Below are 24,963 nucleotides of genomic sequence, written 5' to 3' on the forward strand. Positions count from 1 at the left end.
GCCGCACCATCCGTGAAACGACTCGGCGACTTGCCTTTCCAGCAGCGGGCGGCCCCGAGCGCCCTGCGGCGCATGCGCGGTGCCATCCTGCTCGCCGCATCGGTGGGTGTGCTGACCGCGGCGGGCGGCATCGCCCGGATTTTCGGCACGACGCCCGCGGATCTGTGCTGGCTCGGCGCGGACGCGGTGGCGCTGGTCCCGGCCGCGTACTGGGTTTACCTCGATCTGCGTAAGCGGCGCTACGGCGCGGATCTGCTCGCGCTGCTCGCGCTGGTCGGTGCGATCGCGGTCGGCGAGTACTTCGCGGGTGCGCTGATCGCGCTGATGGTCGTCACCGGACGGGTATTGGAGGCGTATGCGGGTCTACGGGCCGGGCGCGACCTGTCGGCGCTGCTGGAACGCGCACCGGCACAGGCGCATCGGCGGCGCGGAACCGAACTCGAATCGGTGCCGGTGGCCCAGATCGTCCCCGGCGATATCGTCGTCGTGCTGCCCGGTGAGACGGTGCCGGCGGACGGCGCGCTGGAGACCGAGGGTGTCTTCGACGAATCGGTATTGACCGGCGAATCGGTGCCGGTGGTCCGCCGCGACGGCGCTGATGTGCGCAGCGGTGTGGTGAATTCCGGTGCGGCCGTTGATATCCGGGCCACCGCGACGGCCGAGTCGAGCACCTATGCCGGAATCGTCACGCTGGCCGGTCAGGCGGCCGCCGCGGCGGCGCCGGTGGCCAGGCTGGCCGACCGGGTCGCGGTGTGGTTCCTGCCGCTGGCCGTCGGGATCGCGGCCGTCGCCTGGCTGGTGACCGGTGATCCGGTGCGGGCCGTCGCGGTGATCGTCACCGCGACGCCGTGCCCGCTGCTGCTGGCCGTGCCGGTCGCGATCACCGCGGGCATGTCGCGCACGGCCAGGGCCGGGGTGGTGGTCAAGGACGGCGCGGCACTCGAAACGCTCGGGCGCACAAGGTGTCTGGCGATGGACAAGACAGGAACCATCACGGTCGGCAGGCCCGAACTGCTCGATACGATCACCGCGCCGGGGCTCACCGCGACGGATGCGCTGCGCTGGGCCGCCGCCGTCGAACAGTATTCGCCGCATGTACTGGCCCAAGCCGTGACCAGGGCCGCGCGCGATATGGATATACCTGCCGCACAAGATGTTTCGGAGCAACCCGGGCGCGGCGCGAGCGGACTGGTCGACGGCGCGCGAATCGCGGTGGGCCGCTGGCCCGCGGCGGCCGATTCGGCGCCGTGGGCCGATGCCGCCCGCCGCCGCGCCGCACTCGACCTGGCCGCGGTGATCTGGGTGTCCCGCAACGGAATTCCGGTCGCCGCGCTGCTGGTGCGCGACCGCATCCTGCCCGACGCGGCGCGCACCATGCGCCGCCTGCGCGCCGCCGGATTCCGGAAACTCTTGCTGCTCACCGGCGATCGCGTGGACAACGCCACCGAGGTCGCGCACCTGCTGGGAATCGGTGAGGTGATCGCGGACGCGGATCCGGCCGATAAGATCGCCGCGATCCGGGCCGAGCGACAAGACGGCACCACCGCCATGGTCGGCGACGGGGTGAACGACGCGCCCGCGCTGGCCGCCGCCGATATCGGCATCGCGCTGGGCTCACGTGGGTCCACCGCCGCGGTGCAGGCCGCCGATGCGGTGATCGTGGACGACCGGATCGACCGGCTCGCCGACGCGGTCGAGATCGCGCAGCGCGCCCACCGGCTCGCGGTGCAGAGCGCGATCGCCGGTATGACGCTGTCGCTGCTGGCCATGGTCGCCGCCGCCACCGGACTCCTGATGCCGGCGGCGGGTGCGCTGACGCAGGAGGCCATCGATATAGCGGTCATCCTGAACGCGTTGCGCGCCTTACGTATTCGACGCGGGCCGGCCACCGGCACGATCGATCCGCTCGTCGCCCGCTTCGCCCGCGAACACGACCGACTGACCACGGCCCGCGCCTCGGTACGCGCCGCCGCGGACGCGCTCGACGGGGGCACGGGCCCGGCCGCCGACGCGGCGGTGCGCCGCGCCGCGCAGCTGCTCGACGAACATCTCCTGCCGCACGAGCATGCCGAGGAAACCCAGCTGTATCCGGCGCTGACCTCCTATCTGCGCGATCCCGAGGCCCTGGTCACCATGAGTCGCGAACACACCGAGATCGAGCGGCTCGTCAACCGCCTGCACCGCCACCTCGCCACCGGGCACGGCATCGCCGCCGACCAGATCGACGACCTGCGCGCCACCCTCTACGGACTCGACGCCATCCTCACCCTCCACTTCGCCCAAGAGGACGAGGCGCTGTTCACCTTGGCACGTCAGCCGGGCTCATCGGCCGATTGATGACATTCGGCCACCGGATCGGGATCACCGGACTCCGTTGTCGGACGCCCGTGGCGGAGAAGCTGGAGACGACGACTCGGTAGGAAGGCACGGCGATGGCGGCGATCATACGGACCGAGGACTTGACCAAGTCCTATCGCGGCAAGCCCGCGCTGATCGATCTCACCCTCGAGGTACCGCCCGGGGTGGTGTTCGGATACCTCGGCCCGAACGGTGCGGGAAAGACGACGACCATCCGGCTGCTGGCGGGGCTGATCCGGCCGACCCGGGGAACGGCGGCGATCGCGGGCATCGATACGGTGCGGGAGCGGGCCGCCGCGCAACACCGGATCGGCTATCTGCCAGGCGAATTCGTCGCCTACCCGGATCTCACCGCCGAGCAGTATCTGACCTATCTCGGGAATGTGCGGGGCGGGGTGTCGCCGAAGACGCGGACCCGGTTCTGCGAACGACTCGAGCTGGATCCCAAGGCGCGAATCGGCGCCATGTCGCACGGCAATCGGCAGAAGGTCGGCATAGTCCAGGCGTTCATGAGCGAGCCGGAGCTGCTCGTGCTCGACGAGCCGACCGCGGGCCTGGATCCGCTGGTACAGCGCGAATTCCACGCGATGATCCGCGAGGTCAAGGCGGACGGACGTTCGGTCTTCCTGTCCTCGCATGTGCTCTCGGAGGTGCAGGAGGTGGCCGACTCCGTCGGCATCCTCCGGCAGGGCCGGCTGGTGGAGGTGCGTTCGGTGGCCGAGCTCACCGCGCAACCGCTGCGTCGGTTGGATCTCGTATTCGACGGTGCGCCACCGGATCTCGATACGCTCAGGCGGATACCCGGGGTGCGAACGGTGCGCGGGACCGGCCGCGCCGTACATGTCGAGATCGCCGGGCCCACCGCCGAACTGTTGCGGACGGTCGCGCCGTACGGCGTCGACGACATCGTCAGCCGGGAACCGGATCTCGAGGAAATCTTCCTCACCTACTACGGACGGAACTGAATCGCCATGCTGCGCAACGTCTACACCAAATGCCTGCGCGATCAGCGCCGCGGATTCCTCGGCTGGAGCATCGGCATCGTCGCCCTGGTATTACTGGAATGCGCTCTGTGGCCGTCCATTTCGCGGATGTCGGGGGTTCAGGAGTTCCTGCGGAGCTACCCCGAGCCGCTGCGCAAGCTGTTCAATATGGATCAGTTCATGACCGGCACCGGATTCCTGAACGCCGAACTGTTCAGCATGATGCTGCCGATACTGTTCCTGGTGTTCGCCATCGGCCGCGGCGCGCGCGCCATCGCGGGTGAGGAGGAGCGCGGCACGCTGGAAGTCCTTCTGGTCAACGGTATTTCGCCGAACCGGCTGGCGCTGGAGCAGGCGGCCGTTGTGCTCACCTCGGTGGCCGGGCTCGGCGCGGTCCTGTTCGGCTCGATCGTGATCTGTTCGGCGCTCTTCGATCTCGGTGTCGGCATCGGCGCCGCCGCGACCGGCGCCCTTTCGATGACATTGCTCGGCATCGAATTCGGTCTGCTGGCGACCGCCGTCGGCGCGGCGACCGGCCGGCGAGCGGTGGCCATCGGCGCGACATCGGTGCTCGCGGTCGCGGCCTACGTGCTGTACGTAGCGTCGAAACTCGTTGCGGCCGTGCGTCCGTGGGGTCCGTGGTCACCCTTCCACCAGGCGGTCGACGCCGGCCCGCTCGGCGCCGGACTGCCGATGGCCTATCTGTGGCTGCCGCTCGCCGGAATCGCCGTCCTGCTCATCGCGCTGCCGGTGTTCGACCGCCGCGATATCGCGGCGGCGTGACCGCCGCCGCACCAGCATCCTGCGCAATTCGTCCGCGCCCCAGACGATGAACGGGAACGGGGCCGCCACGGCCAGCATCTCCGGGGTGAGCGCCGCGGTGCCGAGCATCGCCTGCAGCGGCGGTAGATAGCTGATCGCGAAGGTGAGCGCGAGTTCGAAGGCTATGCCCCACAACAGCATCGGGTTGGAGAACACTCCGATCGAGCGCAGCGAGACGCGTTCGGTGCGCGCCGCGAAGGCGGTGCCGATCTGGCCCATCACCATCCCGTAGAACGTCATCGTGGTGGCTTGCCGGTACGCGTGATGCAGGCGCGCACCTTCCCCCGTCGGATCGCCCGGGTGCCATCCGGCGTGCAACAGCACGAAGAAGAATCCGGCCAGCGACAGCGCGGCGCACAGCACACCGAGAAACAGCCAGGCGCGCACCAGCATTCGGCCTTGGATCACCGACTCGCCGCGCCTGCGCGGCGGCTGGCGCATCAGGCCGGGCTCGGCCGGTTCGCGGCCGAGGGCCAGCGCGGGCAGCGTCTCGGTGCCGACGTCGAAGGCCAGCAGTTGCAGCACCGGCAGCGGCACCGGGATGGTGCCGCCGGACAGCGCGAACACCATGACCGGAACGACCTCCGGGGTGGCATGGGCGAAGATGTAGAAGATGAATTTGCGGATATTGTCGTAGACCCGCCTACCGGACTGCACGGCGGCGGCGATGGTGGCGAAATTATCGTCGGTGAGCACCATGGTCGCGGCCTCGCGGGCCACATCGGTGCCCGAGCGGCCCATCGCGATGCCGATATCGGCACGGCGCAGCGCGGGCGCGTCGTTGGCGCCGTCACCGGTCATCGCGACGACGTGCCCGGCGGCCCGCAGCGCGTCGGCGATCCGCAGCTTGGCCTCCGGCGAGGACCGCGCGAATATGAAATCACCTGGGCGAGCGAGTAATTCGTCGAGTTCCCGCTCGCTCATCCGGTCCAGCTCGGCACCGGTGACAATGATCGGCGTGCCGCGCACGATGCCGACCCGCTCCGCGACGGCGGCGGCGGTCAGCCCGTGATCGCCGGTGATCACGATGATGCGAATACCCGCCTCGTGGCAGCGGGCCACCGCCGCCGGCACCTCGGCGCGCGGCGGATCCACCATCGCCATCAACCCGAGCAGGGTGAGATCGTGCTCGGCCGCCGCGCCGTCGGTGGGCGCGGGATCGGCGGATTCGAGCCTGCGATCGGCGACCGCAAGCACCCGCAGCCCGGCGCGCGCGTCCGCGTCGACCTGTGCGGCGAGTTCCGCGCGCCGGGCCGCGGTGAGCGGCCGGACGCGGCCGTCCGCATCCAGCTCGGTCGTGCAGATCGGCAGCACCGCCTCCGGTGCGCCCTTGACATGCACCCAGCGCCCGTCTGGCCGCCGGTCGAGCGTCGACATCCGCTTGCGCACCGCGTCGAACGGGAACTGTGCGCACCGATCGCGTTGCCGCTCTTCGAAATCCAGTGGGCCACCGAGCGCGACGGCGGCGGCGAGCATGGCCGTCTCGGTCGCGTCGCCGACCATGCCGCCCTGCTCATCGATGCGGGCGTTATTGCAGGCGAAGACGGCGGAGGTCAGCCGATCCAGCCCGGAATCTCCTGCGCCCCAGTCGGTTCCGGTGAGGTCCAGCTCACGTCCCGCGGTGCGCACCGCGACGACGCGCATATGGTTCTCGGTGAGCGTTCCGGTCTTGTCGGTGCAGATGACATCGGTGGAACCCAGCGTCTCGACGGCGCTCAGCCGCTTCATCACCGCACCCTGTTCGGCGAGTTTGCGCACGCCCATGGCCAGCGCCAGCGTGATCACCGGCAGCAGACCCTCCGGCACATTCCCCACCAGCAGCGCGACCGCGAAGAGGATCGAGTTCACGAACGACAACCCGGCCCCGAACGCGGCCAGCGGAATGAACGCCGCCCCGAGCAGCACCGAAACCAATGCGATCAGCCAGGCCACCCGGCGCACCTGCGCCTCGAGCGGGCTCTGTTCCTGCGTCACCCGCTCCGACAGCGAGGCGATGCGGCCCAGTTCGGTGCGCATACCGGTGGCGAAAACCACGGCGCGCGCATTTCCCGCGGTGCAGGTGGTGCCGCTGAAGACGAGATCGCGGGCCTCCAGCAGCGGCACCCGGGCATCGACCAATTCGGCGGCGCGGAACACCGGGACCGATTCTCCGGTCAAGGTGGACATATCGACCTCGATACCGCCGTCGAGCAGGCGTGCGTCGGCCGAGATGCGGTCGCCCTCTGCAAGCGCCAGAATATCGCCGGGCACCAGCTCCACGGCATCGATGGTGTGCTCGACACCGTCGCGGATCACGTTGGCGCGCTGCGGGATAAAGGCCGCGAGCACCTCGACGGCATGTTCGGCGTGCCGCTCCTGGATGAAGGCGAACGCGGCATTGACCACGATGATGACCACGATCGCGATGGCGACCGGCACGATGCCGATCGACCAGGCCAGCCCCGCCGCGGCCCACAACAGCAGCGCGAGTGGGTGGGTGAACTGTCTGGCCAGTTCCTTCGGCCAGCGCCGGCCGCCGCGGCGCCGCAGCCGGTTCGGGCCGTGATGGACCAGCCTGCGCTGCGCCTCCCGGCCGGACAGCCCGGATCGCGTGGTCCGCAGATCGCGAAGCAGCAGGTCCAGCCGCTCCGTCGGGGTGAAGACGGCGGTGTCGTATTCCACTTCTGCCGAGTCGGGCATCGTTACCTCCGAGACGGTCACGCCGGTGGGCATGCGTCGGCGACCGGGGCGGTTCCGGCATCTCGACGCTACGGAGCCCCACCGCACCGCCCCAGGGCCGAAACGATGTCCGGCGAGGGACTTTCGGCCGTCGGGTGGTCGGCCTTGGCCTCTCGTACCCGCGATCGCGGACCGGCACAGTCGGATCATGGAATTCGTACGTGACATCGCGGACATCCGATTGACCGATGAGGTCGAGGCCGGCGGTAAGGGCGCCAACCTCGGCGAGCTGACGGCGGCGCGACTGCCGGTGCCCGCCACCTTCGTCGTACTGCGGTCCGGCTACCTGGACGCGATGCGGCGTGGCGGTGTCGCCGAGGATTTGGCCGCCGAACACAAGGCTGCGCTGGCCGCCGTCGGCTCCGACGCCGAACTCACCCACCGCTGCGAGCGGCTTCGGGAGCTGGTCGGAAATGCCGGTATACCAACGGATTTGGCCAAGCAGATCCGGCGCGCCTACGCGGCGCTCGGCACCGAGGACGAGCCCGCCGTCGTCGCGGTGCGGTCATCGGCCACCGGTGAGGACAGCGCGTCGGCGTCGTTCGCGGGCATGAATGTCACCGCGACGAATGTGCGCGGGGCCGACGAGGTGGTCGAGGCGGTGCGCGCCTGCTGGGCCTCACTGTTCAGCCCGCGCGCCGAAACCTATCGCGCCGAACGGAAATTCGACGGCGCACCGGCCATGGCCGTCGTCGTGCAGGTGATGGTGGACGTGCGCCGCAGCGGCGTCGCCTTCACCGCGGATCCGGCCACCGGCGATACGGATCGGGTGGTCATCGAGGGTGCGCGCGGACAGGGCGAGGTGGTCGTCTCCGGGGCGGTCGAACCCGATCATTACGTGGTCGCCAAGGATGATCTGCGGATTCTGGTGGCGCACACCGGAAATCAGCGCTTCGAGATCGTCCGCGACGCGGCGGGCGGCGGTGACAAGACGGTCGAGCTCACCGACCCGAACGAGCGGGTGCTCAGCGACGGCGACGTCCGCGGCATCGCCCGGCTGGCCATCGCGGCCGAAAAGCATTACGGCAGACCGCAGGACGTCGAATGGGCGATCGACGGCGGGCAGATCTGGCTGGTCCAGGCCCGGCCGATCACCACGCTCGGCCCGGCCGCGGTGCCCGAGGCGCCGCAACACACCGGAGCCGTCCTGGTGTCCGGACTGCCCGCGTCGCCGGGCACCGCCACCGGAACGGTCCGGGTGCTGGCGGGCCCGGAAGAGGGACATCTCTTGCGGGACGGGGAAATCCTCGTCGCCGAACGCACCACACCCGACTGGGTGCCGACCATCCGCCGGGCGGTCGCGCTGGTCACCGACAGCGGCGGCGTCACCTGTCACGCGGCGATCGTCGCCCGTGAGCTCGGCGTACCCTGCGTCGTCGGGACCCGCACCGCGACAACGGATCTGCGCAGCGGACAGGTCGTCACCGTCGACGGCGGCAGCGGCCGGATCCTCGAGGGCGCGCTGCCGCAACCGGTGCACATGCGCGAACCCGCGCCGGTCCCGTCCGCGATCGCACCCACCACCGCCACCAAGATCTACGTCAACCTCGCCATGCCGGACCTCGCGGAACACGTTGCGGCGCAGCGGGTCGACGGCGTCGGGCTGCTGCGGGCCGAATTCCTGCTCACCCGTGCGCTCGGCGGCTATCACCCGCACGAGCTGATCACCCGCGGCGAACAGCGGACCTTCGTCGACCGGATGGCCGACTCGCTCGGCCGGATCGCCGCCGCTTTCGCACCCCGTCCGGTGATCTATCGGGCAACCGACCTGCGCAGCAACGAATTCCGCGCGCTCACCGGCGGCGCGAGCTACGAACCGGTCGAGGACAACCCGATGATCGGGTACCGCGGCTGCTTCCGCTACGTGCGCGAGCCGGAGATGTTCCGGCTGGAGCTGGCGGCGCTGGCCCGGGTCCGGGAGCGGACGCCCAACGTGCACTTGATGATTCCGTTCGTGCGCACCCGCTGGGAGCTGGAGGCGTGCCTGGAACTGATCGACGCCGGCCCGCTCGGCAGGGCACGCGGCCTGCACCGCTGGGTGATGGCCGAGGTGCCCTCGGTGGTGCACTGGCTACCCGAGTACATCGGCCTCGGCATCGACGGCGTCTCGATCGGCAGCAACGACCTGACCCAGCTCATGCTCGGCGTCGATCGCGATTCCCAGTTGTGCGCCGACATTTTCGACGAGGCCGATCCCGCGGTCCTCGCCGCCATCGAACAGATCGTGCACATCGCTCGCGCACACGGCATCACATCGTCGCTGTGCGGCCAAGCCCCTTCCACCCGCCCCGATTTCGCCGAACATCTCGTACGGATGGGCATCACTTCGATCTCGGTCAACCCCGACGCGATCGAGCAGGTGCGCACGGTGGTGGCCGCCGCCGAACGCCGCGTGCTGCTCGACGCGGCCCTCGACCGCCCGCACGCGCGGTAACCACATCGTCGGATCGGAGGACGCATGCCGGGATGGCAGGATTTCCTCGACCGCTTCCGGCCCGCGGGCGCACCGGGATCGGCCGTGCCGCGCGGGATTCCCGCGGATCGGCCCGCGGAGGCCGCCGCCGAATTGCTGCCGGTGCTCGCCCTGCTCGATGACGCGCAGGATCGGGCCGACCGGATCCGCCGTGATGCGATCGCCTTGGCGGCTCAACTGCGCGGGGAAGCCGCGGCGGAAGCGCGGGCGATCGTCGAAAGGGCAAGGGAACAAGTCGAATTCGTCGCCCAGCAAGCCACCGACCGACTGCTCGCCGCGAATCCGCCGACGGATACCGCACCCACCGCCATCGAGCTCCGGGCCGAGGACCGGCTGCCCGCCTATGTCGCACGGGTCACCGCCCGCGCACACCAGCTGATCGCGGAATTGTGCACCGCGACAGGGCCGGTGGCCCGATGAGCGCCGGATGGGTCGCGGGAAACGTTCGCGCCGTCGCACTTTCGAACCGTTGTCTCGGCGCCGCGCGCGCCAGGGAGCTCGCCGCATCCGGATCGCTCACGGCCGCACAGCGATACCTCGCCGACGGCCCGTACCGCAGGGGTATCGATGTCGGTGCGAGCCTGGCCGACACCGAGGACGCGATAGCCGCGACCGCGCTCTGGCAGCTGCGGGTGCTGGCGGGCTGGCAGCCACGACCGGGCGCGCGGATGATCCGCACACTCGCGGGCGGTTTCGAACTGGCCAATATCCGGACCCTCGCGGCCGCGCTCGACGGCCGGATCACCGAGTCGAGACCCTTCGAACTCGGCGCCCTCGCCATCGCCTGGAATCGGCTGCGCGACAGTGCATCCACCACGTCGCTGCGGGCCGCGCTGCGGCAGACCCCGTGGGGCGACCCGGGCGGCGACTCGGCCGCCGACATCGCCGTCGGCACCGCACTCACCTGGGCGAACCGGGTGGTCACCCAGGTGCCCGCCGCGGTCAGGTGGGCATCCGGCGGGGCGGCGCTGCTGGTGGCCCGGCATCGGCTGCTCGAATCCCGAACACTCACCGAACCCGGTGCGCGGCAGGCGGTTCGGCTCCTCGGCTCGGCCGCCGTCACCGCCGCGGACCTGACCGCGTTCACCGCGGCGCTGCCCGTCGCCGCGCGCTGGGCACTCATCGGAACCACCTCGATCGACGAGCTGTGGCGCGCCGAGTTCCGCTGGTGGTCCACCGTGGCCCGGGACGGCGCGGAACTGTTGCACGCCAACCACTTCGGTGCCGCGAAACCGGTCGGCGCGGTCGCGGTGCTCGGCGCCGACGCCTGGCGCGTCCGCGCCGCACTGCACTTCGCCGCGGCGGGCGCCCCGGCCACGGAGGCATACGATGAGCTGGTCTGAAGCGCTTACGCCGGTTCGGATGCGCCGGATCGCGCTGGTCGCGCCGGCGGACTCGCTGCGGGCGGTCCTGGTACGGGTGGCCGCGACCGGCGTCGTCCAACTGGACCGAATTTCCGATACCGACACCGTCTCCGGGACTCCACGGCTTTCGCGTACCGAGCCGGATCTCGCGGAGCTGACGCGTACCGGTCGCACCGAACTACTCGCAGGCGAACACCAACTGCGCGGCTATCTCGACGCGGCGGTGCGCCGCCGGTCCGTCGCCGCGGTGGCCGGATGGTGCCCGGAGACCGAATTGCCCGCGCTCACCACGCTGCTGCGCCCGCTCGGGGCCGCCGTGGTTCCGCTCGCCACCCCGCGCGGCATCGACCCGCCCACCCTGCTCACCGAAAATCGGCCGCTGCGTGCGAGTTTCGCGCCGCTGGTCCGGATATACGGCACCGTGCCCTACCGCGATATCGACCCGACGATCCCCGCCGGGCTGGCGTACGTCGCAATGTTCGGGATGATGTTCGGCGACGCGGGCCATGGGCTGCTGCTGCTCGCCGCGGCGCTGGTGCTGCGCGGCGGCTGGATTCGGCGGCTCACCGCACTGCGCAGGCTGTGGGTCTTCGTCGCCTGCGCGGGCGGCACCGCCACCGTATTCGGACTGCTCTACGGCGAATTCTTCGGCCCGACGAGGGTACTGTCGGTGCTGTGGCTGGACCCGATCGACGATCCGGTGCGCCTCATGGTCGCCGCGGTCGGGGTGGGCGCGGCGCTGCTCGCATTCGCCTACGGGATCGGGACGGTGAACCGCTGGCGCGAGGGCGGTATCCGCGCTGCTCTCTACGCCACCTCCGGAATAGCCGGGGCCACAACATTTCTCGGCCTCGGTACGACGACATGGGGCGTACTCGCCCACACCATCGGACTACTGATCGCGGGCGCGACGAGCACCGTCATCGGCCTGGCACTCTCGGTGATCGGTATGTTCACCGAATCCGGCGGCGGCGCAACCGGTATCGCGCGATCCGGCATCGGCGTGTTCGATCTGGTGTTGCGCATCGGCGCGAACCTGGTGTCCTTCGCCAGGCTGGCCGCCTTCGGCATGACCCATGCGGCGATCGGCTGGGTGATCTGGCAGGCCGCCACCGCGGTCGCCGGTCGCGGAATAGCCGGAATCGTATTGGCGGCAGCCATTTTCGTCGTCGGCAACGCATCGGCCTTCGCGTTGGAGGCCCTCGTCGCCGGAATACAGGCCCTGCGCCTGGAATTCTACGAACTGTTCTCCAGAGTCTTCGAGGGTACGGGGCAGCCGTTCACGCCGTGGCACATTCCGGTTGACGAATCGGAGCACACCCCATGCTGAGCCACCTGATCATCGCTACAGCCGACTACGGATCGGAGAGCTTCCCATGACGACCTGGATCATCGCGCTACCCGCCCTGGTGATCGTCGCGACCGTCAGCATCTTGGTGCTGCGCCACCGCGGCCGGTCGGCCCTGCGGCCGTTCGCGTTCATGACCGCCGCCGTACTCGCCGCCGCGATGGTGGCCATGCTGATCGCCACCTCGGCCGGACCGGCCGCCGCACAGGCCGCGACGGGATCCGGTGGCGGCGCGGCCGATTGGGCCGCGCTCATCGGCGCGGCCATCGCCGTAGCCGGGTCTTCGATCGCCGCCGGTATCGCAGTGGCCTACACCGGTGCGGCCGCACTGGCCGCGATGAGCGAGCGCCCGGAGATCTTCGGCCGCGCCATGGTCGTGGTCGGCCTCGCCGAGGGCATCGCGATCTACGGCCTGATCGTCGCGGTCATGCTGATCGGGAAGGCCTGAGATGGGTGCGGTCGCGGTGATCGGCGAACCGGACCTGATCGCGGGTTACCGGCTGGCGGGCGCGCGGGCGATACCCGCGGCCGAGCCGGATGCCGTTCGCGCCGCTTGGCATTCACTCGGCCGCGACACCGCGCTGGTAATCGTCACCGCGACGGCCGCACGGTCTCTCGCCGCCGAACTCGCCGCGGGTCGGCCGCTCGCCGTTGTGCTGCCGGAATGAACACCGCCTTACGCACACCTGTTGCCGTACAAAATGATTCGGAGGTCACGACACCATGAACTCCACGAGCGACCCGGCGACCGCGCTGCGACCGCTGCGCGACGAACTGCTGCGCGCCGCGGCCGCCGACGCCGAACACACCCTCGCCGCCGCGCGGATCGACGCGCGGACAACCGTCGAGCAGGGCCGGACGGAGGCGGCCGCGATCACCGCGCGCGCCGAGGCCGCCGGTACCGCGCGGGCCGAGGACCGACTGGCCGTCCGCCGCCGCGACACCGAACGCGCAAGGCGCACCGAACTTCTGGCCGCGCAGCGCACCGCCTACGACCGCTGGCGGGCCGCCGCGACGGACGCCGTACTGGCGCTGCGCGACACACCGGACTATCCGGTGATCCGAGATGGTTTGCGCACCAAGGCAGCCGAACTGCTCGGCGAGCGCGCGGCGATCACCGAGGACGCCGAGGGCGGGCTGACCGCGACAGCGGCCGGGCGGGTAGTCGATTTCCGGTTGCGCACCATCGCATTACGGGCCATAGAGGATGTCGAGCCCGGCATCGGCGGGCTGTGGACATGAGCGCACCGCATGTGCTGCGCGTCGCGGGGCCGCTCGTCGAGGTCGGCGCCTTCACCGGTGCCGCGATGAACGACCTCGTCGCCCTCGGCGAATCCGCGTCGCCCGGGGAGATCGTCGCGATCCGCGACGACCGGGTGACGGTTCAGGCATACGAGGCGACCGGTGGGCTCGGGCCCGGCGCACCCGTCGCACCTCTGCACCATCCGCTGTCCGCGCGATTGACGCCCGAACTGCTCGGGGGCGTATTCGACGGGTTGTTGCGTCCGCTGCATACGGCCCCCACCTGGCTCACGCCCGGCGGCTTTCGGGAAACGGACGGTCGCCGCTGGCATTTCCGACCCACCATCGGGTCCGGTCGCTCGGTCGGACCCGGCGAGCAGCTCGGCGCGGTCGAGGCGGGGCCGATCGAATATCGGGTGCTCGTACCGTCTTCGCGCGATGGCATCGTGAATTCAATTGTCCAGGAAGGTGCTTACTCGGCGGACCAGGAACTGGCCTGCATCGGCGGAACGGCCGTCACCATGTCCGAGCGCTGGCCGGTGCGCAGGGCACGCCCCTTTCGCCGTCGCGACGCCGCCGCGGCGGCACTGCGCACCGGACAGCGCGCGGTGGATCTGCTGTTTCCGGTCGCGAAGGGCGGAACGGTCGGCGTGCCAGGCGGATTCGGCACCGGTAAGACCATGCTGCTGCAGCAGCTTGCCAAGTGGTGTGATGCCGACGTCATCGTCTACGTCGGTTGCGGCGAGCGCGGTAACGAGATGGCGCAGATCGTCGCAGAACTGTTCGCGCTCACCGATCCGCGCACCGGCGGCCCGTTGGCCGCGCGTACCGTGGTGATCGCCAACACCTCGAATATGCCGATGATGGCGCGGGAGGCCAGCATCTACACCGGTGTCACCGTCGCGGAATTCTTCCGCGATATGGGTTATCACGCCGTGGTGATCGCCGACTCCACCTCCCGCTGGGCGGAGGCATTGCGCGAATTCGCCTCCCGCACCGGCGTATTGCCCGCGGAGGAGGGTTACCCGGCGGATCTGGCGTCGGCGCTGGCCGCCTTCTACGAGCGCGCGGGAGCGGTCACCACGCTCGGTGGGGCGGCGGGCTCGGTGACGATCGTCGGCGCGGTCTCACCGCCGGGCGGCGATCTGTCCGAACCGGTCACCGCGCAGACCGAGCGTTTCGTCCGCACCCGCTGGACACTGGATCGCGAACTCGCCTATGCCAGACACTATCCCGCGCTCTCCTGGTCGGCGTCGTTCTCGCACGACGTCGACGCGGTCGCGGCGGGCTACGCCGCGGCGGGCGATCTCGACTGGTCCGCTCGGCGCACCAGGGTGGTGGGGCTGCTGGCCGCCGCCGACCGGCTCACCGCGCTCACCGAATTGGTCGGCGTCGAAACCCTTCCGCCGGACGAACGCATGGTGCTGCTGGGCGGACGCCTGCTGCGCGAGGCGGTGCTGCAACAGAACGCTTTGTCCGCCAACGACTCCCATTGTTCGATGGCGAAGGCGACCGCGCTGGTCGATGCCGTGCTCGTGGTGCTGGACCGCTGCCGGGAACTGGCCGCCGCCGGCGTCGCGCCCGAGCGGATCGAGGCGCTGGATTTCGGACCGCTCGTCCGCGCCCGCGAGGCCGCTGGTCCGGCGGACACCGCGGCGGCCGGGCGGCTGCGCGACGCGATGCTGACCCGGCTGTCCGCCCTGACCACCGAGCCTGCGGGAGACCGACCATGAGTGCAGCGGCGCACCAACGCTGGATCCGCTACACCGACATTCGCGAACTGCGGGGGCCGCTGCTCGTGGTCTCCGGTGTCACCGATATCGGCTGGGACGAATTCGTCGCCATTCGGCTGGCCGACGGCACGGTCCGCCACGGTGTCGTGCTCGACGCCGATCGCGATCTCGCCCTCGTCGAGGTGCTGGAGGGTACGGCGGCGATCGATCCCGCCCGCGCCGCAATAGAATTCACCGGCGCTCCATTCCGGATCGCGGTCGGCCCCGGCTGGTTGGGCCGGGTGTGCAACGGCCGCGGTGAACCGCTCGACGGCGGACCGCCGGTGCTCGGCGCGCCCGTCGCGGTCTCCGGTGCGCCGCTCAACCCGCTGCGTCGGGAGCCACCCGCCGAACCGGTACTCACCGGGATTTCGGTGATCGACGCCATGATGACGCTGGTGCGTGGACAGAAGCTACCGGTGTTCTCGGTGCCCGGGCTGCCGCATCTGCGGCTCGCCTGCCAGATCGCGGCGCAGGCCGATGCGGGCGGGGATCCGTTCAGCGTCGTCGTCGCCGGGCTCGGGCTGACCAACGCCGATGCCGCATACGTGCGCGACGTACTCCAAGAGCGCGGCGCCGCAGGAGAATTGGTGCTGCTGCTGAATCTCGCCGACGATCCGGTGATCGAACGCCTGCTCACCCCGCGGCTGGCGCTCACCGTCGCGGAGAGCCTCGCATTCGGCGATGCGACCGGTGCGGGCGGCGGGCGCCACGTGCTCGTCCTGCTCGCCGATATGACCAACTATGCGGAGGCGCTGCGCGAGGTGTCCGCGGCGCGCGGCGAAATCCCTTCCCGCCGAGCATATCCCGGATACCTGTACAGCGATCTGGCCACGCTGTACGAGCGCTGCGGCCGGATCTCGGGCCTGCCGGGTTCGGTCACCGTGTTACCGGTTTTGACGATGCCCGGCGGCGACATCACCCATCCGGTGCCCGATCTCACCGGCTACATCACCGAGGGCCAGATCGTGCTCTCGGCGCAGGCGCAGGCCGATGACGCATATCCCCCGGTGGATGTGCTCTCCTCGCTGTCACGGCTGATGCGCGACGGGGTCGGCGCCGAGCGGACCCGGGCCGACCATCTGCCGGCGGCCGGGCAGCTGTTCGCCGCGCTGGCCAGGGCTCGCCAGGTGCGCGAGCTGAGCGAGCTCATCGGCACGGCGACGTTGAGCGAAATCGACCGCGCGCATCTGGCTTTCGCCGATGCGTTCACCGATGAGCTGATGCGGCAGGGCCATACCGAGTACCGCTCGCTCGACGAAACCATGGACCGCGCCTGGCGGGCGCTGGCCACCCTGCCGCGCGGCGCGCTCACCATGCTGCCCGGCGAACTGCTCGACGCACACGGCGTCGGCACCGAGGAAGCGAAATAATATGACCGCCTTACGGATTCCACCCGGCCGGGCCGGACGTCTTTGGCTGCGAGAACGGCTCGCACTGGCCGGTGACGCGCTGTCGCTGCTGGAACGCAAACAGGCCGTCCTCGCACACGAGCTCACCCGTCTGCGCTCCCGGCAACAGGAGACCGGCCGGGCTTGGACCGCCGCCACCGCCACCGCGCGCACCTGGCGGCTGCGCGCCGCAATGCTCGGCGGCGAGCGCGCGCTCGACCTCGCCGCCCCCGCCGCGCCCGCCGAGCTGACGGTGCACTACGCGACGCTGGCCGGTGTCCGCTACCCAACCGATATAGATTGCCCTGTCCCCCAAGGCTCTTCGATCACAATGAGCTCAGCCGCCGTACACGCCCGCGCAGCACACGCCACGGCACTCAGCGCAGCAGCCGCACATGCCGCGGCATCGGCCGCCGTCGACGCCGTCCAGTCCGAACTCACCGCCACCCGCATCCGCGCCCAGGCTCTCCGCCACCGCCGCATCCCCGATCTCCGATCCGCGCTCGCCACACTGGAATTCACCCTCGCCGAACGCGAGCGCGCGGAACTGCCGCGCTCCCATACACATTCGACCTACGGGTGAACCGTCGTCGCCTGGGGCTGCGGAAGGCCCAGCGCTCGGGCGATTCCGGCGGACCAGGCGGAGATCGCGGCCCAGTCGCGCAGGTCGCCGTAGCGGGTGCCGCCGAGCAGGCGGAAGAGGGTGCGCGCCCACAGGGAGACACCGGCCCGCTCGTAATGGCCTGCGAAGGCCGCGTATTCCACGGGGGCGATCGAATCACGCAGCACCGCGATCTTTTTCGGCACCGTGCGGCCGATGCGGCGGCCGATCGGGCCGCGCAGCGCGGGGCCGAGCCCGACGCTGAACAGCCACACCCGCGCCGGGGTCAGCTCGGCCCGGTGGTCGCGCACGTACGCGACGGCGGCGGGCAGCAGGTCCATATTGTGCACGGCGCTGCCGAGCACCACCGCGTCGAAGCGGGACAGTGCCGGTGCGTGTGCCACATCGTGCAGCTCGACCTCGGCGCCGCGGGCGGCGAAGTCGGCGGCGATGAATTCCGCGATATCGCGGGTCGAGCCCTGTGCGGTCGCGTAGATGACCGCGATGCGCATCTTGTTCGAGTCCATACCATCAGCCTGCGACGCGGGACCCGCGCCATGCAGAGCCATCGGACCCGGGCCCGGAGGACCAACGGCCTGTCCGAGCGCGGCTCCCGGCAACCCTCGGCGAGGGACCGATGACTATTCGGCCGATGCCCTTCGGACCTGTCGCCGCACCGCACCGCCGGGCGATCCTTGACACATGACATCCAGCATGCCCCGTTACCGCACACCGGGTTTCGGTGCGACCGCGCTGCTGACGGCACTGCATTCGCCGATCGGCCGCAGCCTGCGCCACAGCCGGTGCGAGCTGCGCTATGTGGCGCGAAAATCGGGGCGGGCCATCGCATTACCCGTTTCCTATGCCCGCTCGGGCGACAGCGTCGTCGTCCTGGTAGGTCACGCCGGCACAAAGACGTGGTGGCGCAACTTCCGTTCCGAACGGCCGGTGGAGATCTGGCTGGACGGCCGGTGGCATAGCGGGACCGGGCATGTGGCCCAGCCGGATTCGCTCGAACACGAGGAGGTGGCCGCGATCTATCAGCAGGCCTTCCCACGCACTCCGGCGCCGATCACGGATCCGTTCGTGGTGGTCGACGTGGTGACCGCGCGCCCGGCCGGGTGAAGACAGCCGCCAGATCGGCCTCGGACTCCGGCTCGGCGAGCACGAGCACCTCGTCACCCGGCAGCAGCACGGTTTCGGCGCTGACGTTCACCAGACGGCCCTGCCGGATGATGACGCTGACCCAGAAGTCGGCCGCCGGTATGTCGGCGACGGTGACGCCGTCCGCGGCCGAACCCGCCGCGACGACGAAGCGCCGCAGCCCGTCCGGCTCCTCCTCGAAGCGCACGCCCAACGCCCACGGCCGCGGGTTCACGATGCGCAACGGAACACCGAGTCGCCCGGCCAGTGCGGGCACCACGCCGCCCTGCACGATCACCGAGCAGGCGACGACGACGAAGATGATCTCGTACGCACGTGCCGCGTCGGTGACCCCGGCCTGAAGTATGAAGGTGCCCAACAGAATCGGCACCGCACCCTTCAACCCGGTCCAGAGCACGAAGGCGCGTTCACCCCGGGTCAGATCCACCCGCCACAGCACCAACCCGACCAGCGCGGGCCGGATCACCAACAGCAATCCCGCCAACCCGAGCCCGATCCACAGCGCATCCTCCGCGAGAACGCCGTGCGGACCGGTGATCTGGATGGTCAGGCCCAGCATCACGAACGCCACGATTTCGGCCAAACTCGCCAGCGCCGAATGGAATCGCTGGATCTCCGGCTTGTACGGCGCCCGCTGGTCGCCGATCACGATCCCGGCCACCAGCACCGCGAGGAAGCCGGACCCGCCTGCCAGCGTGGCGATTCCGTAGATCGCCATCGCGCACATCAGCACCCGCACCGAATACAGCCCGGCCGACGGCAGCGGCACCCGGCGCATGAACCACAGCAGGGCGAGCCCGCCCACCGCACCGGCCAGCACTCCGACCGTCATCTGCAACACGAAGGCACCGAATGCGAATCCCACTGCGCCCAAATCGAAATGGGTCGTGCCGAGCAGTACCGCGAGCAGGGCGATACCGACCGGATCGTTCGCGCCGGACTCCCCCTGCAACAGCACACCGCTGCGGCCGCCGATCTCGCGGCGACCCAGTACCGAGAACACCACGGCGGGATCGGTCGGCGACAGGGCGGTCCCGAGCAACATCGCGATCCGCCAGTCCAGGCCGAAGATCAGATGCGCGGCCAGCGCCAGCGCGACGGCCGTCAGCAGAGTTCCCGCGACACCGATCAGAACGATCGGCCCGGCGGCGGATCGGAAACTGCGCCAACCGATCTGCATACCGCCGTCGAACAGGATCACCACCAGCGCGACCGTCACCACCCGGCCGACCAGGCCGACCGGCACCGACTCCAGCCACGGCCACACATCCGAGACCACCGCGGCGCCCAAGAGGAACAGCGCGGGCGCCGGGATGGGGATCCACTCGCCGAGCCGGTTCGACAGGACCGCGGCGAGGCCGACCAGCGCGGTGATCAGCAGAGCCATCGCGAACGGTGTCACATCAGCCATCGCCGCCCACTCGATATGGGAGATACGGGCACGCGGGTCCTCTCGTAGCTCGAGCGAAAGCGGGAGCCGCCGACCAGACTTCCCGGCACACCTGTACCAACCTTAACGGGCGGCCGCCGGGGCCGACGCGGACAGGTGAGAGGGTGGCCGCGTCGGCCCCGGTGCTCTCTCATACCCGAATACCTTGCGCTCCTCCTTTCCTCGACTGTTCAGTGCCGGTCACAACCCTGTCGGGTACGTCTCCGGCGTCATGCCGGTACTCCATTCGCTCGTCGGCTCCAGCGGTTCCAGCGCGGTGGTGTGGTCGATGTGGATGAGCGCGTCGAATTGATCGGCCACTCGGCTGTGGTAGTAGTGGCTCTGCCGTTCGGTGCCCGGCCGGTAGACAACGCCGATGGCGCGTTGCAGTCGCGGATGGCGCAGCGCTTCGGTCGCGTCGCCCGGAATATCGAAGCGCAGCAGGAATTCCGGCATACCGACGTCGTGCGCGAGCTCCTCGGCGCTGGAGGGCAGCGAGGGCCGCACCGATTCGCGGATGGCGGGCCCGCCCCACTCCCGCGCCGCGGTCACCGTGCCGATATGGGTGCTGAAACCGATGCAACGGCATGCGGCGCCGTGTCTTTCGCGCACCAGCTGGCCGAGGGTCAGTTGATCCTCGGTGCCCATCTCGGTGGCGCGCGCGTCGCCGACGTGGGAGTTGTGCGCCCACACCACGATTCGCGCGGCGGGCCCGGCCCGGTCGACGGCCTGTTCGCCGTAGCGGTGCAGGTGGCCGACCAGCGCGTCGAGGGTATCGGCCATATGCCGGTCCCGCAGGTTCCACGACGACACCCGGTCACCGAACATGGCCCGGTAGTAGACCTCCGCGTCGCGCACCGACCAGGCATTGCGCAGCGCGTCGAATTCCGCGTCCGCCGCGACGGGTTCGAGCCCGGTATGCGCGAGGCCGGCGCGCTGCATCTCGACGAGTTGCCGGATCGCCTGCGCCGCACAGGATTTGCCCGCGCCGAAGGCCGCGGCGAAACCGTATGCCTCGCCGTCGTCGCCTGCGACGTGATCGAAGCAGGCGTAACGGATCCTGGCGCGCTGGGCCGCCCGCGGATCCACCCGGTCCAGATAATGCACCACCTCCTGCATCGATCGATGCATGCTGTAGAGGTCGAGGCCATAGAAACCGGTGCGCGGCTTGCCGTTACGGATCTGCTCCCGGTTGTGCGCGTGCAGCCATTCGATGAAGTCGCGCACCACGGTGTTGCGCCACATCCAGGCCGGGAAGCGTTCGAATCCGCGCAGCGCCTCCTCCGCCGAGATATCGCCGCCCCGATCGTGCAGATAGCGGTTCACCCGGTAGGCATCCGGCCAATCGGCCTCGGCGCAGACGGCGGTGAAACCCTTGTATTCGATCAGCCAACGGGTGATCTCCGCCCGCGCCGCGTAGAACTCGTGTGTGCCGTGCGAACTTTCACCGATCAGCACGATGCGGGCGTCGCCGATCAGCTCGTCGAGGACATGTTCCGGCGGCACCCCGCCGGGCGCTTCGATCGCCGCGGCGCGCACCGTCGCCACGATGTCGAGGGGCGGCACCGCCGTCCCGGTGGTGTCGGTGCCGAGCAGTACGCGCACCTGCTCGTCGGTGACCTGGGTGAAATCCCAGAACGAGTCGCCGACCGCACGGAACGGGGAAGGCACTGTCGCGCAGACCATTTCGTCGACATAGCCGCCGAGCTCACGGCACGTCGATTCGGGCGCGGCGGGCACCGCGACGACGATCCGTTTCGGCTCACCCATCCGGATCGCCTCGACGGCGGCGAACATGCTTGCGCCCGTTGCCAATCCGTCGTCTACCAGAATCACCGTCCGGCCCGCGACGGCCAGCGGTCCGCGGCCGCCGCGATAGGCGGCCTCCCGCCGATGCAACTCCTCCGCCTCGGTGTTCGCGATGGACCGCACTTGTTCCGGCGTCAACCGCAGCGCGCGCACCAGATCGTCGTTGAGCACGATGCGGCCGTCGGCGGCCAGCGCGCCGATCGCGAATTCCGGATTGCCCGGCGCACCCAGTTTGCGGACCACCATGGCATCCAGCGGCGCGTCGAGCGCCGCGGCGACCTCCCAGGCCACCGGAACGCCGCCGCGCGCCAACCCGAGCACCAGCAGGTCCGGCTCGCCGCGATAGTGCTCGAGCAGTCCGCCCAGCACCCGGCCCGCCTCGTGTCGGTCCCGGAATACGCGGCGATGCGCGCCGGACCGCACCTCGGTCTCGGTCATCGTTCCTCCTTATTCGAATGTCGTGTCGGTCAAGCGATTACCGCGCGCTGCTCGTTCGGTCCCCGAGGTCTCCGGCACGGACCGGCAGGCCGAGCGCGCTGCGATGGCAGGCCAAGGCCAGATCCGTCGCCGTCACCACCCCGGACAACCGGCCGAAGTGGTCGACGGCGGCGATCAGGTCCAGATCCGGCCGCAGCACGGCCCGCGACGCGGCCTCGCTCAGCAGGGTGTCCTCGTCGACCTTCGCCGCGGGCGGCAGCGGCCGGGCCGTCTTCGCGATCAGCGCGGTGGGTCCGGCGGCGGTTAATTGGGCGGACAGATCGGCGTAGGACAGCACCGCGACCGGACGGCCCGCCGAATCCACTACCGGGAACACCCGGTGGTGGGTGCGCATCGCGGGCGACGCGAGCACGTCGCCGATCGACCAGCCGATCGGAACGGAGACCGGATGTTCGCTCATCACATCGCGAATCCTGATGTCGCCCAACCGGTGTCGCAGTCCGGCCAGCGCCAGCTCACCGTTCGCCGCCGATAGCAGGAACCAGCCGAGCAGGATCAGCCACAGCCCGCCGAAATTGCCGGAAATGATCAGCTCGGCCGCGCCGAGGAACAGCATGACCATGCCGAGGATCCGTCCGTTGCGGGCCGCGACCGTCGCGGCGCGCAGCCGGTCCCCGGTGGAACGCCAGACCAGCGCCCGCACCACCCGGCCGCCGTCCAGCGGGGCGCCGGGCAACATATTGAATACGGCCAGCACCAGATTCACCGACGCGGCCCACACCAGCATCTGCAGCACCGGCCCCGTCGTGCCGAAGGCGACCAGCCCGGCTAGGCCGAACAGCAGCGCACCGATGCCGACGCTGGTGAGCGGGCCCGCGAGCGCGATCCACAGATCCGAGCGCGCGTCCTTCGGTTCGTCGTCGAGTTCGGACACTCCGCCGAGCAACCACAGCACGATCCGCTCCACCCGCACCCCGGATCGGCGAGCCACGATCGAATGCGCCACCTCGTGCGCGACCAGCGAGACGAACAGCGTCACCGCGCCGATCAACGCGATCATCCAGGCGCCCAACGAATTTCCGTTGTCGTGCACCAGCGAGTGCCCGAGCAGCAGGGTGAAGATGGCGAGCGTGACCAGCGCGCTCCAGTGCGCGCCGATCCGGATGCCCGCGATGCGCCCCAGCGGGATGGTTTCGTGCAATGGCATGGCCTGTCTCCTCATGGCTCGCGGCGCTACTCGTGCGCCATACCCGCTCAGCCTGCGACGTCAACGTCCGCGGCCAAAGGGTCCAAGGTTGCCGACCGATGGGGCGATTGTCATGTCGCCGGATTCGCGCCGCCCGCGACCTTCGGCCACCGACCGGGAGAACTAATGCCCTGTGCGCGGTCACCGAATCCGGATCGGATGGATGGCGTCCGCACAGCAAACTCTTTCGAGGAAGGCAGTTCCATGTCCGATCGATCCGATTCGACCGTATATCTGGTGGGCGGGGGTATCGCGTCGCTGGCCGCGGCCGCGTTCCTGATCCGGGACGCCGGCGTGCCCGGTAGCAATATCCACATACTCGAGCAGCTGCCGATCACCGGCGGCTCGATGGACGGCGCGAAGGCGCCCACCGCCGAGGGCGGCTACGTCACCCGCGGCGGGCGCATGTTCGAGGAGGAGCATTACTCCTGCCTGTGGAATCTGCTGGAGTCCATTCCGACCATCGAGGATCCGGAGAAGTCGGTGCGCAGGGAGTTCCTGGAATTCAATGCCGCACATCCCACCCATGCGCGCGCCCGGATCATCCGGCGCGACCATTCCATTCCCGATGCCGAGGAATTGGGCCTCACCCTGCGCGACCGCGCGGATCTGACGCGCCTGGTCGCGCTGCCGGAGCGGGTGATCGGCGCGCGGCGCATCGAGGATTTCTTCCAGCCCGCCTTCTTCGAAACCAATTTCTGGTGCATGTGGCGGACCACGTTCGCCTTCCAGAACTGGCATTCGGCGATCGAGCTCAAACGCTATTTCCTGTGCTTCGTGCAGGAATTCGAGCGCATCCACACCCTGGCCGGCGTGCGGCGGTCCAGGTACAACCAGTACGACTCGGTGATCGCGCCGATCGAGGCCTGGCTGCGCGGGCACGGCGTGCGGATCGGATTCGGCGTCACCGTCGACGATATCGGATTCGACTTCACCGATCCGCGTGCCCGGCGCGCGATTTCGCTAGACCTGACCGAAACCGACGGCGTCGGAAGACATATCGAGCTCGGACCGAACGACTACGTCTTCATCACCAACGGCTCGATGACCGCCGACGCCACCTACGGCGACCGCAATACCGTCCCGGAACTGATCCGGGACAAGCGGGACGGATCGTGGCGGCTGTGGGAGACGCTGGCGAAGAAGGCCGACGACTTCGGCCGCCCGAATGCCTTCTGCGGCAATATCGACGAGAGCAAATGGGAGTCGTTCACGCTCACCATGTACGACCGGACGCTGCTGGACCGGATCCAGAAGTACAGCGGCAACCCGCCGGGCGAGGGCGCGCTGATGACGTGGAAGGATTCGTCCTGGCTGCTGTCGATCGTGGTGCCCGCGCAACCGCATTTCCGCGACCAGGAGCTGGGCACCTACACACTGTGGGGCTATGCCCTATTCGGTGACGTGCCGGGCGATTACGTCGCCAAGACGATGGACGAGTGCACCGGCTCGGAGATCCTCGACGAACTGCTCGGACATCTCGGCTTCGACGATATCGCCGACGACGTGCGGGCGGCTACCAAGGTGACCACCGTCCAAATGCCTTATATCGACGCGCAATTCGAGCGCCGGGTGGTCGAGGACCGGCCGCTGGTCGTGCCGGAGGGCGCGGCGAACTTCGCCTTCATGGGCCAGTTCGTGGAGATCCCGGAGGCGGTGGTGTTCACCGTGGAGTATTCGGTGCGGGCCGCCATGCTGGCCGTGTATCACCACTTCGGGGTGGACAAGCCGATCCCGCCGCTCTACCGGGGTCTGGATCATCCCGAGGTCGCCTGGCGGGCGCTGCGCACCGCGTTCCGCTGATC

The 24,963-nt window shown here is 69.7% G+C and carries 19 protein-coding genes and 1 pseudogene; 15 read left to right on the forward strand and 5 right to left on the reverse strand.

The genetic code is table 11. From position 1 onward, the window contains the following. Positions 1-72 precede the first annotated feature (72 nt). The 3 genes and pseudogenes from LGY53_RS24020 to LGY53_RS24030 form a co-directional block, all read left to right on the forward strand. Entirely contained in the window at positions 73-2,337 is a 2,265-nt protein-coding gene (locus tag LGY53_RS24020; RefSeq protein ID WP_225729127.1) for a heavy metal translocating P-type ATPase, read from the forward strand. 95 nt (positions 2,338-2,432) lie between these two features. Further along, positions 2,433-3,323 carry an ABC transporter ATP-binding protein gene (locus LGY53_RS24025; protein ID WP_225728961.1) on the forward strand — a complete coding sequence of 297 codons (891 nt, stop codon included), beginning with the start codon at positions 2,433-2,435 and terminating at the stop codon, positions 3,321-3,323. A 6-nt stretch (positions 3,324-3,329) separates the two neighbouring features. Then, positions 3,330-3,932, forward strand: a pseudogene (locus tag LGY53_RS24030) (ABC transporter permease subunit); the annotation flags it as partial. A gap of 51 nt (positions 3,933-3,983) precedes the next feature. On the opposite strand, the gene LGY53_RS24035 reads toward LGY53_RS24030, so the two are convergent. Then, entirely contained in the window at positions 3,984-6,842 is a 2,859-nt protein-coding gene (locus LGY53_RS24035; RefSeq protein WP_225728962.1) for a cation-transporting P-type ATPase, read from the reverse strand. A 187-nt stretch (positions 6,843-7,029) separates the two neighbouring features. On the opposite strand from LGY53_RS24035, the gene ppsA reads away from it, so the two are divergent. From ppsA to LGY53_RS24085, 10 genes are read left to right on the forward strand one after another with little or no spacing between them, the layout of a single operon-like run. After that, positions 7,030-9,315, forward strand: a complete 2,286-nt coding sequence (gene ppsA, locus LGY53_RS24040) for a phosphoenolpyruvate synthase (protein WP_225728963.1) — start codon at positions 7,030-7,032, stop codon at positions 9,313-9,315. Positions 9,316-9,339: 24 nt separating this feature from the next. Continuing rightward, positions 9,340-9,774, forward strand: a complete 435-nt coding sequence (locus LGY53_RS24045; protein ID WP_225728964.1) for a hypothetical protein — start codon at positions 9,340-9,342, stop codon at positions 9,772-9,774. Next, complete coding sequence (locus tag LGY53_RS24050; protein WP_225728965.1) at positions 9,771-10,697, forward strand: V-type ATPase subunit; 927 nt, start codon at positions 9,771-9,773, stop codon at positions 10,695-10,697. Before LGY53_RS24045 ends, LGY53_RS24050 begins: the two co-directional genes overlap by 4 nt. Continuing rightward, complete coding sequence (locus LGY53_RS24055; RefSeq protein ID WP_225728966.1) at positions 10,684-12,048, forward strand: V-type ATPase 116kDa subunit family protein; 1,365 nt, start codon at positions 10,684-10,686, stop codon at positions 12,046-12,048. Before LGY53_RS24050 ends, LGY53_RS24055 begins: the two co-directional genes overlap by 14 nt. Before the next feature lie 46 nt (positions 12,049-12,094). Beyond that, the gene (locus tag LGY53_RS24060) at positions 12,095-12,514 is read left to right on the forward strand and encodes an ATP synthase subunit C (protein WP_225728967.1); all 420 of its coding nucleotides are present in this window, start codon (positions 12,095-12,097) and stop codon (positions 12,512-12,514) included. Between the two features lies 1 nt (position 12,515). Next, the gene (locus LGY53_RS24065) at positions 12,516-12,734 is read left to right on the forward strand and encodes a V-type ATP synthase subunit F (RefSeq protein ID WP_225728968.1); all 219 of its coding nucleotides are present in this window, start codon (positions 12,516-12,518) and stop codon (positions 12,732-12,734) included. Between the two features lie 55 nt (positions 12,735-12,789). Next, a complete protein-coding gene (locus LGY53_RS24070) occupies positions 12,790-13,308 on the forward strand; it encodes a hypothetical protein (RefSeq protein WP_225728969.1) in 519 nt (172 codons plus the stop codon). Continuing rightward, the gene (locus LGY53_RS24075; protein WP_225728970.1) at positions 13,305-15,041 is read left to right on the forward strand and encodes a V-type ATP synthase subunit A; all 1,737 of its coding nucleotides are present in this window, start codon (positions 13,305-13,307) and stop codon (positions 15,039-15,041) included. Before LGY53_RS24070 ends, LGY53_RS24075 begins: the two co-directional genes overlap by 4 nt. After that, positions 15,038-16,453, forward strand: coding sequence for a V-type ATP synthase subunit B (locus LGY53_RS24080; protein ID WP_225728971.1), 1,416 nt, complete (start codon positions 15,038-15,040; stop codon positions 16,451-16,453). The genes LGY53_RS24075 and LGY53_RS24080 overlap by 4 nt, the downstream gene beginning before the upstream one ends. Before the next feature lies 1 nt (position 16,454). Further along, positions 16,455-17,054 carry a V-type ATP synthase subunit D gene (locus LGY53_RS24085; RefSeq protein WP_225728972.1) on the forward strand — a complete coding sequence of 200 codons (600 nt, stop codon included), beginning with the start codon at positions 16,455-16,457 and terminating at the stop codon, positions 17,052-17,054. Here the strand turns inward: LGY53_RS24085 and LGY53_RS24090 are convergent. After that, on the reverse strand, positions 17,045-17,599 hold the full coding sequence (locus tag LGY53_RS24090; protein ID WP_225728973.1) for a flavodoxin domain-containing protein: 555 nt from the start codon (positions 17,597-17,599) through the stop codon (positions 17,045-17,047). The two genes, LGY53_RS24085 and LGY53_RS24090, sit on opposite strands and share 10 nt — an antisense overlap. A gap of 175 nt (positions 17,600-17,774) precedes the next feature. Between LGY53_RS24090 and LGY53_RS24095 the strand changes: the two genes are divergently transcribed. Further along, on the forward strand, positions 17,775-18,197 hold the full coding sequence (locus LGY53_RS24095; protein ID WP_225728974.1) for a nitroreductase/quinone reductase family protein: 423 nt from the start codon (positions 17,775-17,777) through the stop codon (positions 18,195-18,197). Here LGY53_RS24095 and LGY53_RS24100 read toward each other — a convergent pair. The 3 genes from LGY53_RS24100 to LGY53_RS24110 form a co-directional block, all read right to left on the reverse strand. Further along, positions 18,145-19,647, reverse strand: coding sequence for a cation:proton antiporter (locus LGY53_RS24100; RefSeq protein ID WP_225728975.1), 1,503 nt, complete (start codon positions 19,645-19,647; stop codon positions 18,145-18,147). The genes LGY53_RS24095 and LGY53_RS24100 overlap by 53 nt on opposite strands. Positions 19,648-19,866: 219 nt before the next feature. Further along, positions 19,867-21,912: an erythromycin esterase family protein gene (locus LGY53_RS24105; protein ID WP_225728976.1), complete on the reverse strand. Its 2,046-nt coding sequence runs from the start codon at positions 21,910-21,912 to the stop codon at positions 19,867-19,869. Positions 21,913-21,949: 37 nt separating this feature from the next. Continuing rightward, positions 21,950-23,119, reverse strand: a complete 1,170-nt coding sequence (locus tag LGY53_RS24110) for a site-2 protease family protein (protein WP_225728977.1) — start codon at positions 23,117-23,119, stop codon at positions 21,950-21,952. Between the two features lie 198 nt (positions 23,120-23,317). On the opposite strand from LGY53_RS24110, the gene LGY53_RS24115 reads away from it, so the two are divergent. After that, positions 23,318-24,961 (forward strand): oleate hydratase, encoded by a 1,644-nt coding sequence (locus LGY53_RS24115; RefSeq protein WP_225729128.1) that lies wholly within the window; start codon positions 23,318-23,320, stop codon positions 24,959-24,961. Positions 24,962-24,963: the final 2 nt, after the last annotated feature.

Source organism: Nocardia sp. JCM 34519.1 (assembly GCF_020361265.1).
GTDB classification, from domain to species: domain Bacteria; phylum Actinomycetota; class Actinomycetes; order Mycobacteriales; family Mycobacteriaceae; genus Nocardia; species Nocardia arthritidis_A.